The following is a 14382-nucleotide window of genomic DNA, read 5'->3' on the forward strand; positions in this document are numbered from 1 at the left end:
TTGCCGCCACATAACCGCAGATCAGACACCCGTTTAACGCTTCAGGCTTTCTCTTCGGTATGCTTCTCCACGGAGGATTCGCCTAGTGGCCTATGGCGCTCGCCTGGAACGCGGGTTGGGTTAACGCCCTCAGGGGTTCAAATCCCCTATCCTCCGCCAGGGAAGTCCCCGACCAGATATCTGGTCGGGGACTTTTTTATGTCACTCTCCGTCCGAAGCCCGCGCTGCCGACCTCGACAAGCCTGGCCGGGAGACTGCACCCACCGCTTCGGCGCGGGCCGGCAAATCTCCCAGCACACTCGTTTTCCTCTATTTTCTTTTCCTCGACGATCACTGCGCTCACAGGACACCGGTATTGGTCTCGGTATCGACGGCTGCCCATGCAGGTTCGCCTTCCACCCCGTCCTCGCGATGCATCAACGCCGTTCACCGACGCTGCCGGTCGAGAACAATCGCGGCAGGCCATGCGCCCGAAGTGGCTGGGTCAACAGTGATCTGCAACACTGACTGACGTCGGGATTGACGGGTTACCGAGACGAGCAGCAACGGGGCAGCACTACATGAGCGTGATTCTCGCGGCGACAAACCAACCCGAGCTAGCCCAGACCTTCGGCGTCGAACTCGAGCGCGTCGGCCACACCGTTCATCTGTTCGCGTCCGGACGAAACAGCCTCGACGCACTCGGCACCGACAACTTCGACGTTGCCGTTCTCGATCTTTCACTCCCGGACATCGACGGCTTCGAAGTAGCCCGCCAGATCCGGCTCCGCAGCGAGATTCCGATCATCATGATTGTCGAGTCCCCCGAAGACATCGACGACGCCCCACCACAGGTCGCGTCGGACTACGCCATCAACCCACTCGACGCTCGTAGCCTCGATTCTCGGATAACCAGCCTCCTCCGCAGTACACCCCCACCGCAGACGGACAAGCGAGAGCGCCACGGCGAGTTGACGATCGACCGCCGATCCATGACCGCCACCATCCGACGTCGACGTCTTGACCTCACGCGAACCGAATTGCGCCTGCTCCTCGAAATGTCGACACACCCTGGCCACCTCTACTCCCGAACTCAGCTTCTCGCAAAAGTGTGGGGTGAAACGAGTTCGACCAAAACTCGCGCCGTCGACGCCAATATTCAAAGTTTGCGGTCGAAAATCGAATCCGACCCGGCCAATCCCCAGTACATCAAAACCGTGCGCGGATTCGGATACAGGTTCGGTCCGATCGACTGACAAGAACCATCAGGATCCCAAGGTGTCGGTAGCCCTGGCTAGGCTCGCGAAATGAGCTGGTACCTGCCACAAGCCGCGCGACGGACTTGGCTGACGTACTTGTCTGCGGGTGGACCGCCCGCGCCGAGGGCTAACACCTTCTTGTCCCCGACGCGTGCATACACGTCCTGTGGATTCGTGGGGTAGGAATCCGTGTGTGCGGCCCCGAAACCTCGGCCTGGTCGTTCACGCTTCCCTCCGGTACCGAATCGGTCGGCGTTCGATTCCGCCCGGGTTCTGCAACTCCACTTCTGAGAATTTCGGCGTCGGATCTACGCAACACCCGAGCCGAACTGAGCGATCTGACCGGCAGCCGAACGTCACGAATCCTGTTGGACCGCTTGGAAAATGCTCCAGCCACTCAGCGTGTGGCCGTCCTCGAAGACATGGTCAGATCCTGGAACCGGAGCACTCGATCACCGGATCCGGTGGCGTCCGCCGTCAGCGCCACTCTGGCTCACCACTCGTGGAGCGTCGACGCCGCCGCTCTTCGATCCCCCTCGCCGGACTCGCCGCCCTCGCGGGGTACAGCGACCAGGCTCACCTTTCACGCGATTGCCGCCGCATTTCGTCGATGACACCAGAACTACTTCGTAGTGAAGCTCTCGACTGGCACGGTCCAGGGTCAGTGGTCACGTTCTCGGAAAATGTCCGAAATAATCAATCGCGGTCGCGGGGTCATCCTGAAGAATCAGTGGCATGACTACAGCCGATATCTCCCCCGCAGATCGCTACCGTGACCTCGCCGCCGGCTTCACCCAGCGGATCGACGCAGTACCCGAGGACCGGTGGGACAACAGCTCTCCGTGCGAAGGGTGGACAGCTCGCGACGTTGTCCGGCACGTCATCGACAGCGAACGCGACATGGTCAAGGTCGTCGGCCTCGAACTGGCGCCAGGACCGTCCGTCGACGACAACCCGTCCGCGGCCTGGGCGGCAGTACGCGATTCGATGCAGGAAATTCTCGACAATCCGGAAAAGTCGACCCTCGAATACGACGGTCATTTCGGCCGAACCAACCTCGGGGCCACCGTCGACGGCTTTCTGTGCTTCGATCTGGTCGTGCACGGCTGGGATCTCGCCGCCGCCACCGGCACCGACACCTCGATTCCGGAAAAGGACGTGGAGTGGGTGTCGCAGGTGGCCGCCGGCCTAGGCGATTCGATTCGGATGGAAGGTGTCTGCGGCCCCGAGATTTCAGTGGCCGATGATGCCGACAAGACAACCAAACTCCTCGCATATCTCGGCCGAACCGTCTGAAAAACCTCCCCTGACGTGCGAATTGTTTCGTTACGCGGGTAATGTCCGTCGCATGCCTGAACGTCGGAAATCAGCCACCAACCCGGACTTGCTGGCCACGGCACTTTTCGACGTTGCGGCTGAATCCGGACTCGAGAATGCGAGTGTCCGCGAGGTGGCAAAACGCGCCGACGTCTCGATCGGTGCCGTGCAGCATCACTTCTCGACCAAGGACGAGATGCTCACCTTCGCTCTGCGCACACTGGCCGAGCGAATACTGAGCCGACTCACTCGACCTCCTGCCGGCACCGATCCTCACGTTGTGCTTTTCCAGGCATTGTCACAGTTGCTTCCCTTGGACGAGCAGCGCACCCGCGAAGCACACGTCCTTGCCGCATTTGCCATCCGGGCTGTCACCAGCGACTCGTTGGCGGACATTCGCCGGACACTGCTGTTCACTATTCGCACCGGCATCTGCGCAGTTCTGATCGGAATCAGGTTGCCTGAAGCCGAAACTCGCGCGGCGCTTCTGCTCGCAACCGTCGACGGACTTGCACTCGACGCGATAGGAAATCCCGGGATGTACCCGCCGCACTATCTCGAGTACGCCCTGGAAAGTCAGATAAAGCTCACCCTCCATGACATGGAAATTCACGACGCTCTCGGATCTGAGGGCTGACGTGCCAGGAGCAGGACGATTTGCACCGAGCCCTTCCGGCGATCTGCATCTGGGGAACCTCCGCACAGCCCTCCTTGCCTGGCTGTTTGCCAGGACCACCGGTCGCGATTTTCTCATTCGCGTCGAAGATCTGGATCGTGTGCGGCCAGGCGCCATGGATCGTCAACTCGACGATCTGCGAGCACTCGGTCTCGACTGGGACGGCGACATAGTCAAACAGTCCGACCGACTGCCGCGGTACGCAGATGCGATCACAGCGCTGACCGATCGCGGGCTGACATATCCCTGCTTCTGCACGCGCAAGGAAATTCAGCAGGCGCCGTCCGCACCCCATGCACCGGATGGGGCTTACCCGGGAACATGCCGGAATCTCACGCATTCCGAGCAAGCCGCCAAGCTGGCTTCCGGCCGAAAACCGGCCCTGCGCCTGCGCGCCGAGACGACGTCATTCACCGTGCGAGACATGTTGCACGGCAACGTATCCGGAGCGGTTGACGATGTGGTGTTACTCCGCGGCGACGGAGTTCCCGCCTACAATTTGGCAGTAGTAGTCGACGACGGTGCCCAGAATGTCGACCAGGTTGTCCGCGGCGACGACCTCCTGACATCAGCACCGCGCCAGGCCTACCTGGCAACACTGCTCGCCATTACACCGCCGACCTACGCCCACGTCCCCCTCGCACTCAACTCCGAAGGCAAGCGTCTGGCCAAACGGGACGGGGCGGTCACGCTCTCCGATCAACGCGAGCGCGGTCGCACCCCAGCCGAAGTTCTGACTCTGATTGCGTCGAGTATCGGATTAGCCGAACCCGGCGAAGTAATTTCACCGATAGAACTAGCTGATCGCTTCGATCCACAGAAGGTTCCGCGCGACCCCTGGATCTTCAGATATGCAGATCCCTTGGACCCCGTCGAACAATCCGGACAATAGTTAATCATTGGCAATTGTCGCCGAGTGAAGTACCGTTTCGGCATAGGTGAAGGGAACCAGGACGGCTAACCCTGGGCAGGTTACAAGCGGGGGCTTGCCCTCGACATGACCAAAGCACCCGCTGGGGCAACCGCACAACAGTGCGGTGGGCGGGAACAGGACGAAAAGGAATCCGCATGGTTCGCGAGCTTCGCGAGGCACTCGACGACCATCAATTCGAAGTGCTGTACCAACCCCAGGTGCACCTGGAAACCTCAGTTATTACCGGCTACGAAGCCCTCCTCCGCTGGCGCCATCCCCTTCGCGGAGTCATCGAACCGCAAGATTTCATGCGATCAGCCGAACTGTCCGGCTTGATCATTCCTATCGGATTGCAAACCCTCGACTTGATCTGTACCCACATCTCCCACTGGGATGATCAGTTGAATATCGCGGTGAATTTCTCGCCACGCCAGCTGTCAACCAACGAAGCTGCCCGAGAAATACTCGACACCCTGGACCGATCCGGCACACCGCATAACAAAGTCATCGTAGAAGTCACCGAACTCGGCGTCGTCGGCCAGAACGCCGCCGCGACGCTCGCGACGCTGCATAAAGAAGGCATCCGGATAGCGCTCGACGATTTCGGAGCCGGCTTTGCCTCGTTTGCGGCACTGTCGGAACTGCCACTCGATATTCTGAAGATCGATCAGAGCCTCACCTGGGCTCTCAGTGACTCGGAGCACTCGTCCGAACGAGCATTCATCGTGATGGAATCCATCGCCGCGATCGCCGACAAACTCGGAATGGAGTCCATCGCCGAAGGCGTCGAGACTGCGGACCAGGCTTCAGCGGTCATTCGTGCGGGGTGCACCACAGGCCAGGGCTACTATTTCGGCAAACCACTCCCAGCCGACGCTCACACCACGGCAATTCAGGAACCACCGCTGGCAGTCGCATCGCCCGCGCAGCATCGACGCTGGCGTTAGACAGAATTAACCGCCACTATAAAAATCACGAATATCACCCACACGGCGATAATCGAGGCGCCGATGGCAATACCTGCAATAGCGAGCCCACGCCCCTCCTGCCCTGTTTGTTTAATCTGATTGAGCGCGACGATCCCCAGAATTATCGCGACAATTGCGCCGAGACCATAAAAACAGCCACCCACTATCCCCGTCACCAGCGAGGCAATCGCCAGCCCGTTCGTTCCCACCGGCTGCACGTACCCGCCGAACTGATTCGGCGGTCCGTACTGCAGTGGCTGTTGGAATTGCGGTGGCTGCTGGAACTGCGGTGGCTGCTGGAACTGCTGATACGACGCTGGTTGTTGATACTGCGGTTGTTGATACTGCACTGGCGACTCGGGCGTCGGGGTGTACGACGGCGGCGGGTAACCCGGGTACTGCTCGGTGGGCAACGGTGTCGCCGGAGCCTCCCGATACGACTGCGTTTGCCCCGCGGAATCTCCGTAACCTTCCGGCGGGAGGCTGGGAACCTCGCCATATCCGGGCTTTGCCACGTATTCATCTGGAGATATCTCGCCGTTCTCCCCGGAACTCGTCATGAAACGCAGCCTAAACCACAGGTGACAACGACACACGAGTGCACAAGTGACACCAACATCTATCGCTAGTGGCGGTTAAGGTCGTAATCACTGTCACACTCGAATGCACTGTCTGGCTCGAACGCTTCGACGCGCTTTCACGACTGAGGGGAAACAATGACAACCGGCGGTTACGACCCCAACAAGAATCCGAACGACGGAAACCAATCACCACAAGATCCGTACAGTCAGCCTCAATCACCGCCGCCAGGTAGCTACCCACCGCCAGTCACACCTCCCGGTGGTGGATACCAGCCGACGGGAGGCTCTCCTGCCGGTCCGCCTCCGGGGAATTACCCGCCGCCCGGCAACTACCCACCCCCACAGGGGAATTTTCCGCCGCCGCAGGGCAACTATCCCCCGCCGCAGGGGAACTACCCGCCGCCCGGTGGATATCCGCCGCCTCCCGGCAACGTCCCGCCGCAGGGTGGATACTTTCCCCCGCCGCCCGCAAACGACTACGGCGCCGGGTTCGGTGGACCCCAGCTTTCTGTCGGAGCAGCATTGACCTACGGCTGGGAGCGCTTCAAGAACAACGCGCTGGTCTGGGTTGTGATGGTGCTGGCTGCCGTCATTGTCAGTCTCGCAATCCAATTCATCTTCAACATTCCGAATTCTTCGGTTGTTGCGGCACTCGGGAGCCTCATCTCGATAGTCGTCAGTTATCTCATCCAGGCAGCTTTTATTCGTGGCGCCCTGCATGAGGTCGACGGCAACAAACCTGCCTTCGGATCGTTCACCCAGTTCACGAACGTCGGAGCTATCGTTCTCACAAGTGTCATCATCGGTATTGCTTCGAGCATCGGCCTGGTCCTGTGCGTCATCCCCGGCCTGGTAGTCATCTTCCTGACCTATTACGCCTTGACGTTCGTCGTGGACCAGGATCAGGACGCAGTCAGTGCCCTCAAGTCCAGCTACGGAATCACATCCAAGAACGTGGGCCCACTGCTACTGCTGGCACTCGCATTGATCGGCATCAACATCGTCGGAGCAATCTTGCTTGGCATCGGCTTGTTGGTCACCGTGCCTGTCTCACTGATCGCGTCGACCTACGCATACCGCGTCCTCACCGGTCGGTTCGTAGCCGCGATCTGACCTGTTCGATCACACTGCCTCAATGCCCGGTAGTTCCACGCGGAACTACCGGGCGTTTGTGTGTTCTACGGCAACTGGACGGTCGCCAACTCGCTTCAAGACGCCCTGAGGTGCTTGGATTGCGGACGTGACAGCTCAGGATCAGCAAGACTCAACCGCCCACGAGACCAAATTTGCGCACGTCAGCACGGGTTATTACCCGACGATTGTTGCGTTGTTCACCGCCACGCTGCTGATCTCGAATGTGGCGGCGACCAAAGGGGTCGCCTTCTTCGCGGATTCCGAGTTCTCGCTCGGGCCATTGCAGATTCTGCCCGTCATCACCGACGGCGGGTTCTTCCTCTTCCCACTCGCGTACGTTCTCGGTGACGTCCTCAGTGAGGTCTACGGCTTCAAGGCCACCCGCCGCGCGATCTATCTCGGCTTCGGCGCACTGATTCTTGCTGCCGCATGTTTCTGGATCGCTGTGCAACTGCCGTCGGCGGAGTTCTACGAGAACCAGGCCGCCCTCGAAACCGTCGTCGGTGTCATTCCCCGACTCCTGGTCGCCGGCTTGGCCGCCTACCTCGTCGGACAGCTACTGAACTCCCTGGTTCTGGTCATGATGAAGAAGCGCATGCAGGAAAAGCACCTGTGGGCGCGTCTGATCGGCTCGACCGTCGTCGGTGAATTCGCCGACACGCTCATCTTCTGTTCCATCGCAGCCGGCGTTATCGGTATCAGCACGTGGGAAGACTTCATCAACTACGTGTTGGTCGGCTTCCTGTGGAAGACCCTTGTCGAGGTTCTGGTCATGCCGATCACCTACCGCGTCATCGCCTACGTGAAGAAGCGCGAACCGACTTACACCTGAGTTTGCGGGGCCTTCGGGCCGTAGAACTTTCCGAGCATGTCGGCTTTGAAGTCGTGGAAGTACCCGCCTTCGATGCTGGCTCGGATGTCGTCGACCAGCTTCACGGTGAATCGCTCGTTGTGGATGGTGCAGAGCGTCGACGCGAGCATTTCCTTCGCTTTGAAGAGGTGATGGATGTACGCGCGGGTGTAGTTGGCGCAGGTGTAGCAGTCGCACTCGTCGTCGATGGGTGTGAAGTCACGACGGAATCGGCTGGTGTTGATGTTGAATCGGCCGGAACGGACGTAGATCGCGGCATTGCGCGCAACACGCGACGGATTGACGCAGTCGAAGGTGTCTGCGCCATTCTCGATTGCGACGAAAAAATCGTCGGGTTCGCTGATTCCGAGCATGTGACGCGGCTTGTGCTCGGGCAGTTCCTCGTTGCACCAACGCACGATCGTGCCGAGGTTCTGCTTCTCGAGGGCACCGCCGATGCCGTAGCCGTCGAATCCGTAGCCGTTCTCGCCCTCGATCGATTCGAGGCCGCGGCAGGCTTGGCGACGCAGATCTTCGTACTGCGCGCCTTGGATCACGCCGAAGAGAGCCTGATAGGGCTTGTCTGCTCGCTCCGCGGTGAGCTTCTCGTGTTCGTTGATGCAGCGGATCGCCCACGCCTGTGTGCGCTCGACCGATCGCTCCTGGTAGCCGCGGGTATTGAGCAGGGTGGTGAGTTCGTCGAACGCGAACATGATGTCGGCGCCGAGTTGGTGCTGGATCTGCATCGACACTTCGGGGGTGAAGCGATGCTTGCTGCCGTCGAGGTGCGATTTGAACGTGACGCCCTCGTCGTCGACCGTCGCAAGACGTTCTTTGCCCTTCGCGATCACGTCGTCGGACTGCACGCCGACGGCCTCCATCGCGAGTACCTTCTTGAAGCCGACGCCCAGCGACATGACCTGGAAGCCGCCGCTGTCCGTGAAGGTGGGTCCATCCCAGTTCATGAACTTGCCCAGTCCACCGGCCTCGTCGACGATGTCAGGTCCCGGCTGCAGGTACAGGTGGTACGCGTTGGCGAGCAGCGATTGCGCACCGAGTTCTTTCATGGACTCGGGCAGAACGGCCTTGACCGTCGCCTTGGTTCCGACGGCCACGAACGACGGCGTTGCGATGTCGCCGTGCGGCGTGTGGATGGTGCCGGTACGCCCAAGCTGGTCCTCGAGCCTGGTCCCTATCGTGAAGATCGACTCGGGACGCTTGTCGACAGCGGGCTCGGGCTGGGTCGGAACTGCAGAAGTCACGGACTCAATCCTGTCACAGGAGCAAATATCGCCGTGATCACAGCAAAGAAAAGTCCTACGCGATCACCATCTGACATTGGTCTACTGACCGAACCCGAGCGGTACCGCCGCGTGAGAGTCCCACACCATACTTCCCACTACACATCCCCCGGCTCGACCGGTGTACCCCGCCAACCCGCTGACAGGAGCTCACTTGACGAGACAGACCGGCCAGACCTACAACTTCGTCACCGTCGACGTCACAGACTCGATTGCCACCGTGACTATCGACAAACCTCCAGCCAACGCGTTCAATCCCAGCCTGATCGCCGAGCTTCTGGAGATACTGCCGGTACTCGCGTCGGACCAGACCGTCCGCGCCATTGTCATGACGGGCACGGGACGGTTCTTCGTCGCCGGTGCGGACATCACCGTGATGCGTGAGCTGACGGAAGAAACTCAGCGCGCAATGCGTCCGTGGGTCGACGTACAGCGGATCCTCGAGACGGCTCCCAAACCTGTTGTCGCGAAGATCAACGGACACGCACTCGGCGGCGGAGCAGAACTGACGTTGGCCTGCGACTTCCGCATCATGGCGCAGTCGGCGACCATCGGCTTCCCCGAGATCGACCTTGGGCTGTTTCCGGGTGCCGGTGGCAGCCAACGACTTCCACGCCTCATCGGCGCTCACCGAGCCAAAGTGCTCATGATCGAAGGCAAGCGACTCAGCGCCGAGCATGCACTCGATATCGGCCTGGTCGACACCGTCGTTGCAGACGCCGACCTCGATGCACGTTGTGCCGACCTTGCGCGCGACCTCGCGTCGAAACCCACTGCCACCATCGGAATGATCAAACGCATTGTCGACGACGGCATGTCGTTGCCACTCGATCAAGCACTGGACCTCGAATTCGATGCCGTGCTCGACCTGATCAAGACGGACGACGCTGCTGAGGGACTTCAGTCATTCCTCGACAAGCGGCCCCCCACCTTCACTGGACACTGAAAGCTCCCATTTACCGAGAGGCCATCATGCTCAACAGATTTCAGAAGAAATGGGTGGGCGCAGTCGCTTCTCTCGCCGCCCTGACGATCGCCGTCAGCGGATGCACCCGCCCCGCTACCGACAACTCCGCGGAAAGTGGCGGCCTGGTACGGATCGCGGTAGGTGTAGACCCGTCGTACGCCCCGATTTTCCTCGCCGACCACGAGGGCATGTTCGAGGCCGCCGGCCTCGACGTCCAGGTCATCCAGACCGAAGGCGGGGCAGCCGGCGCCCAGAACGTCGTAGCCGGAACCTCGGAACTCTCCGGCAATGCCGACTCGACGGCACTGTCCGTCATGGCCGCCAATCCGAGCCTGCGGGCGCTGGGCGTATTTCAGGAATCCGACCGGTACTTCCAGGTCGTGCTGAGGAATGGCGTCGAACCGAAGTCGATCAAGACCATGGGCGTCTTCCCCGGCATCGGTCTCTACTTCACGAACCAGTACCTGGCCAGTCTCGGCATCGACCCCACGACGGTCACACTCGTGAGCACAAGCCCGCCCGAACAGCCTGCTTTGCTGGCGCGCGGTGACATCGACGGCTTCCTGTCCTTCGACCCCTGGGTGACGCAGAGTGTCAATACCGGTGGACGCGTTGTTGCCACGACCGGCGACTTCGGCGCCAAGTACGCGCAGTGGATTATCGCCTCGGACAACTGGTTGTCCGCGAACGAAGAAACCGCAGGCAAGGTGTTCAAGGTGATCTCCGAAGCGTCGGCAATCGTGAACTCGGATCCCGATCGGGCTGCAACCGCAATCGCCGCGGCCATCCAGATGGACCCGGCCGAAGCCGCAGACCGGGTGACCCAAATCGATTTCGGTGGACGCGGATTCACCGATGACGACGTGGAGCGTGCAAACGAACTTGTTGCGTTCTTCCGCGAGCAGGGCAAGATCTCCGCGGACATCGATCCGTCCGCTGTCCTCCTCTCGGGATGGTTCGAGCAGAACGCCGCCTGAGCGGAGAGTGAGAACGGGTCCGGTGGGCAGACCGAAATCATGTCGCCCACCGGCCCGCAGAACTACGTTCGACACCAGTCGGTTCGGCGATATCTTTCGATTGAAACGGAGTAGTTGTGGTGCATCCCCCGGTACGGGTCGTAGAGATTTCCAGTCCGTTTGCGCGATTCGCCGGGCGCATCCTGGTCGGGCTGGGTTTCGAGGTCATTCTGGTAGAACCACCCACCGGTGACCCCAGTCGCACCGAGTCCCAGGGTGATTCGTACTTGCATTGGCATGCGGGCAAGAAGTCCGTTGTCCTCGATATCGACGACAGCAACGATCGCCCCGCGTTCGAAGCACTGCTGCGCAGTGCCGACGTCCTGCTCGACGGCAGCCCGGCCGGCACTCTACTCGACAACCGAGGATCTCTCGTTCACGTACGAGTGACACCCTTCGGCACAACCGGACCGCGAAGTGACTGGAAGGCAACAAATCTGACTGTCGCGGCACTCGGCGGGATGATGGCCCAGGTCGGCGACCCCGAGCACCCTCCACTGCTGCTCCCCGAACTCCAGGCTGAGCAACTCGCCGGAATCAATGCCGCAATCGGCGTGCTTCTCGGACTGCGTTCGCGGTCCAAGGGCCAGAACCCGTTGCTGGAGATCAGCGCTCAGGAATGTGTTGCCGCCGCGCTGGAAGCGGGCACTCTTGCCTACATTCACGAAGACCGCGTCCCGCCGCGTCCGGGCCGGGTACATCCGCTCGTTCCGCACGGACTGTTCCAGGCCGCCGACGGCTATGTCGGTGGCGGCCTCGGCGGTAGCCCCCGCATGTGGGACGGCATGCTGGCCTGGCTGATCGACAACGATGCTCAGGACGATCTCGATCAACCGGAATGGTCCGACGCTGTCTACCGAAAGACGCATCAGGAACACATTTTCGACGTTCTGTCCGCCTTCATCGCGAAGTGGCCGAAGGAAGAATTCGCGGTCAGCGCGCAGTCACGCAAGTTGCCGTGGGCAGCGGTCGACCGACCCGAAGAACTGCTGCGTAACCCGCAACTCAACGACCGGGACTTCTTCACCGACGTGACCGGCGATCACGGTACCTACCGCGATCTCGGGTTCGGCTTCGCTTTCCCCGAAGGCCGGCGCATCGGAACGCTCGAGGCTGCCCGGTTGGGCCAGCATCAGGAACTCTTGAAGGCCACCTCGCCTGTGGCAGTGAACGAAACCCACGAGTTCAGCGGTGACAGCACGCCCAGCCTCGAAGGTGTCCGCGTCCTGGATCTCACGTGGGTGCTGGCGGGCCCGTACGGCACCAGAATCCTTGCCGACCACGGTGCCGAGGTCATCAAGGTCGAATCGATCGGACGCCCGGACCCGACTCGCTTTGCACCGTTCATGCATCTCTCGCGTGGACCGCACGACAATCCGAACACCAGCGGGTACTTCAACGACGTCAACCGCAACAAGCGCAGCATCACACTCGATACCCGATCCGCAGAGGGCCTTTCGGTACTGCGCGACCTGATCAGGAACTCCGACGTCGTGGTCGAGAATTTCAGCTCGTCGGTCATGGACAAGATGGGGCTCGGCTACGAACAACTGCGGGAGCTCAACCCGGACATCATCTACGTGTCGATGTCCGGGATGGGTCACACCGGCCCCCGCAAGGACTGGGTGTCCTATGCCGACATCGTTTCGGCAAGTACCGGATTGACCTCACTGACCGGCTGGAACGCCGATGACGTTGTCGGCGTCATCTACGGCCACGGCGACATAGTCGCCGGACTGCAAGCCGGCGTCGCAATGCTGGCAGCCCTCGACTACCGCGACCGGACCGGCCGGGGACAGCATGTAGACCTGTCACAACTCGAAGCCATGGCAGCGCACATGGGTACCAGCGTTCTCCGAGCCGCTCGGTCACAGTCCCCCGATCCGATCGGCAACAGCCATCACGAACTGGCACCACACGGCGTGTACCCGTGCCTCGGCAGCGACCGCTGGTGCTCGATTGCCGTTCGCGATACCACGGACTGGAATGCATTGTGCCGCATCATCGGAGCGGAGAACTGGATCGACAGCCCTGACTTCGCGAGTGCGGAAAGTCGCCAAGCCGATCACGAGCGTATCGACGACGCCATCGCCGACTGGACCCGGACTCTGTCACCCGAAACCGTCATGGACCGCTTGCAATCGGCGGGTATTGCGTCCGGCACCGTCCAGGACGGACGCGACCTGGTCGAGAGCGATCCACATCTTCGGGCGCGCAGTTTCTATTCGGCACAGGAACATCCCCTCGCCGGAACATTCCTCCACGAGGGCATCCCCGTTCGCCGGAACTCCGAACCAGGCTCGATCCGCCGCGCTGCGCCGGTACTGGGCGCAGACACCGACGACGTCCTGAAGTCGGTACTCGGCTACAGCGACGAACTGATCGCCGAACTTCGCGACCAGTCGATCCTGTCCTGACCGCACTCAATTCAGTACATCCATTCACAGATCGCTACTAGGAGACACAATGCGCGCGGCCCGGCTCCATCAGTTCGGCACTTCACCGGTAATCGACGACATCGACATTCCCCCACGCGAATCCGGTCAGACGCTGGTGCGCATCGACGCTGCCGCGCTCGGCCATCTCGACATCACCGTCGCGAGCGGAAATTTCGGAGTCAAGCCGAACCTTCCGCATATCGGCGGAACAGACGGAGCTGCGACGGTGATCGAATCCGACACCTATGAGCCTGGCACCCGCCTTCTGGTCCGAGGCGGCGGAGTCGGCCTGTTCAAGAACGGTTGCTGGGCTGAGTATCTGGTGGCTGCAGACAAGGCGTTCACACCCTTTGATCCCGCACTGTCGCCGGCCGTCGCCGCAACCTTCTTCCTGCCCAGCACAACCGGCTATGTTGCCGTCAACGACGTTGCCGCCGTCGCTCCCGGCGAACGAGTTGTCGTCGCGGGAGCATCCGGCGCTGTCGGATCGATGGCAGCACAGTTCGCTCTGCTGGCCGGAGCATCCGAGGTTATCGGTGTTGTACCGCGCGAGGATCAGGCTGCCTTGCTTCCGGAGGGTGTGCGTCCCGTCGTCGGGCAAGGCGACGAACTTGCCGGAGTGCTGGGATCCGAGCCTTCCGTCGACGCCGTGATCGACACGCTTGGCGGCGACGGCTTGCCGCACCTTCTGGCGAGTGTTGTCCCCGGTGGCCGGGCTGCCCTGATCGGATACACGTTGGGTAAGAGCCTCACCCTGGACTTGCCGAACTGGTTGCTCAGCGACGTCCGGATCCTGCCCGTCAACATGATTCGCAAGACTGCGCGGCAAGCCGAGCTGGCCCCCGAAATGATCCGGCTGCTCATCGAAGGGAAGATTTCCGTTGCAGTGCAGGAGTTTCCGTTGGATGACATCGCCACGGCACTGCAGTTGATGGGTGAGGGCAAGGTTGCCGGCCGGGCCGTCGTCGTACCCTGAGGGATAC

Annotated in this window: 14 protein-coding genes and 1 tRNA gene; 13 read left to right on the forward strand and 2 right to left on the reverse strand. The window is 61.1% G+C overall.

Annotated features, from left to right (window positions below; all coding sequences use genetic code 11):
- The first annotated feature begins 71 nt into the window (after nt 1-71).
- The 7 genes from ACFRFQ_RS25965 to ACFRFQ_RS25995 all read left to right on the forward strand — a co-directional run bounded on the left by ACFRFQ_RS25965 (nt 72) and on the right by ACFRFQ_RS25995 (nt 5091).
- Nucleotides 72-159: transfer RNA gene (locus ACFRFQ_RS25965), tRNA-Ser, on the forward strand.
- A gap of 401 nt (nt 160-560) precedes the next feature.
- The gene (locus ACFRFQ_RS25970) at nt 561-1235 is read left to right on the forward strand and encodes a response regulator transcription factor (RefSeq protein WP_378664240.1); all 675 of its coding nucleotides are present in this window, start codon (nt 561-563) and stop codon (nt 1233-1235) included.
- Between the two features lie 194 nt (nt 1236-1429).
- Nucleotides 1430-1852 carry a DUF6597 domain-containing transcriptional factor gene (locus ACFRFQ_RS25975; protein WP_378664243.1) on the forward strand — a complete coding sequence of 141 codons (423 nt, stop codon included), beginning with the start codon at nt 1430-1432 and terminating at the stop codon, nt 1850-1852.
- 121 nt (nt 1853-1973) lie between these two features.
- The gene (locus ACFRFQ_RS25980; protein WP_378664246.1) at nt 1974-2534 is read left to right on the forward strand and encodes a TIGR03086 family metal-binding protein; all 561 of its coding nucleotides are present in this window, start codon (nt 1974-1976) and stop codon (nt 2532-2534) included.
- Between the two features lie 52 nt (nt 2535-2586).
- Nucleotides 2587-3192, forward strand: coding sequence for a TetR/AcrR family transcriptional regulator (locus ACFRFQ_RS25985; RefSeq protein ID WP_378664250.1), 606 nt, complete (start codon nt 2587-2589; stop codon nt 3190-3192).
- Complete coding sequence (gene gluQRS, locus ACFRFQ_RS25990; RefSeq protein ID WP_378664253.1) at nt 3152-4123, forward strand: tRNA glutamyl-Q(34) synthetase GluQRS; 972 nt, start codon at nt 3152-3154, stop codon at nt 4121-4123. The genes ACFRFQ_RS25985 and gluQRS overlap by 41 nt, the downstream gene beginning before the upstream one ends.
- A gap of 176 nt (nt 4124-4299) precedes the next feature.
- Nucleotides 4300-5091 (forward strand): EAL domain-containing protein, encoded by a 792-nt coding sequence (locus ACFRFQ_RS25995; RefSeq protein WP_378664256.1) that lies wholly within the window; start codon nt 4300-4302, stop codon nt 5089-5091.
- On the opposite strand, the gene ACFRFQ_RS26000 is transcribed toward ACFRFQ_RS25995, so the two are convergent.
- Nucleotides 5088-5672: a DUF4190 domain-containing protein gene (locus ACFRFQ_RS26000; protein WP_378664259.1), complete on the reverse strand. Its 585-nt coding sequence runs from the start codon at nt 5670-5672 to the stop codon at nt 5088-5090. The genes ACFRFQ_RS25995 and ACFRFQ_RS26000 overlap by 4 nt on opposite strands.
- A gap of 156 nt (nt 5673-5828) precedes the next feature.
- On the opposite strand from ACFRFQ_RS26000, the gene ACFRFQ_RS26005 reads away from it, so the two are divergent.
- A complete protein-coding gene (locus ACFRFQ_RS26005; RefSeq protein WP_378664262.1) occupies nt 5829-6806 on the forward strand; it encodes a hypothetical protein in 978 nt (325 codons plus the stop codon).
- Between the two features lie 127 nt (nt 6807-6933).
- Nucleotides 6934-7659 (forward strand): queuosine precursor transporter, encoded by a 726-nt coding sequence (locus ACFRFQ_RS26010; protein ID WP_378664264.1) that lies wholly within the window; start codon nt 6934-6936, stop codon nt 7657-7659.
- Here ACFRFQ_RS26010 and tgt read toward each other — a convergent pair.
- Nucleotides 7650-8939, reverse strand: coding sequence for a tRNA guanosine(34) transglycosylase Tgt (tgt, locus tag ACFRFQ_RS26015; protein WP_378664267.1), 1290 nt, complete (start codon nt 8937-8939; stop codon nt 7650-7652). The genes ACFRFQ_RS26010 and tgt overlap by 10 nt on opposite strands.
- Nucleotides 8940-9132: 193 nt before the next feature.
- On the opposite strand from tgt, the gene ACFRFQ_RS26020 reads away from it, so the two are divergent.
- The 4 genes from ACFRFQ_RS26020 to ACFRFQ_RS26035 all read left to right on the forward strand — a co-directional run bounded on the left by ACFRFQ_RS26020 (nt 9133) and on the right by ACFRFQ_RS26035 (nt 14375).
- Nucleotides 9133-9924 (forward strand): enoyl-CoA hydratase/isomerase family protein, encoded by a 792-nt coding sequence (locus tag ACFRFQ_RS26020; protein WP_378664270.1) that lies wholly within the window; start codon nt 9133-9135, stop codon nt 9922-9924.
- A 26-nt stretch (nt 9925-9950) separates the two neighbouring features.
- Nucleotides 9951-10922 (forward strand): ABC transporter substrate-binding protein, encoded by a 972-nt coding sequence (locus ACFRFQ_RS26025; RefSeq protein ID WP_378664273.1) that lies wholly within the window; start codon nt 9951-9953, stop codon nt 10920-10922.
- Nucleotides 10923-11041: 119 nt separating this feature from the next.
- Nucleotides 11042-13378 carry a CoA transferase gene (locus ACFRFQ_RS26030; protein ID WP_378664275.1) on the forward strand — a complete coding sequence of 779 codons (2337 nt, stop codon included), beginning with the start codon at nt 11042-11044 and terminating at the stop codon, nt 13376-13378.
- Nucleotides 13379-13427: 49 nt separating this feature from the next.
- Nucleotides 13428-14375, forward strand: coding sequence for a zinc-binding alcohol dehydrogenase family protein (locus ACFRFQ_RS26035; protein ID WP_378664278.1), 948 nt, complete (start codon nt 13428-13430; stop codon nt 14373-14375).
- Nucleotides 14376-14382 lie beyond the last annotated feature (7 nt).

Source organism: Rhodococcus sp. NPDC056743, assembly GCF_042790355.1.
GTDB lineage: Bacteria > Actinomycetota > Actinomycetes > Mycobacteriales > Mycobacteriaceae > Rhodococcus_F.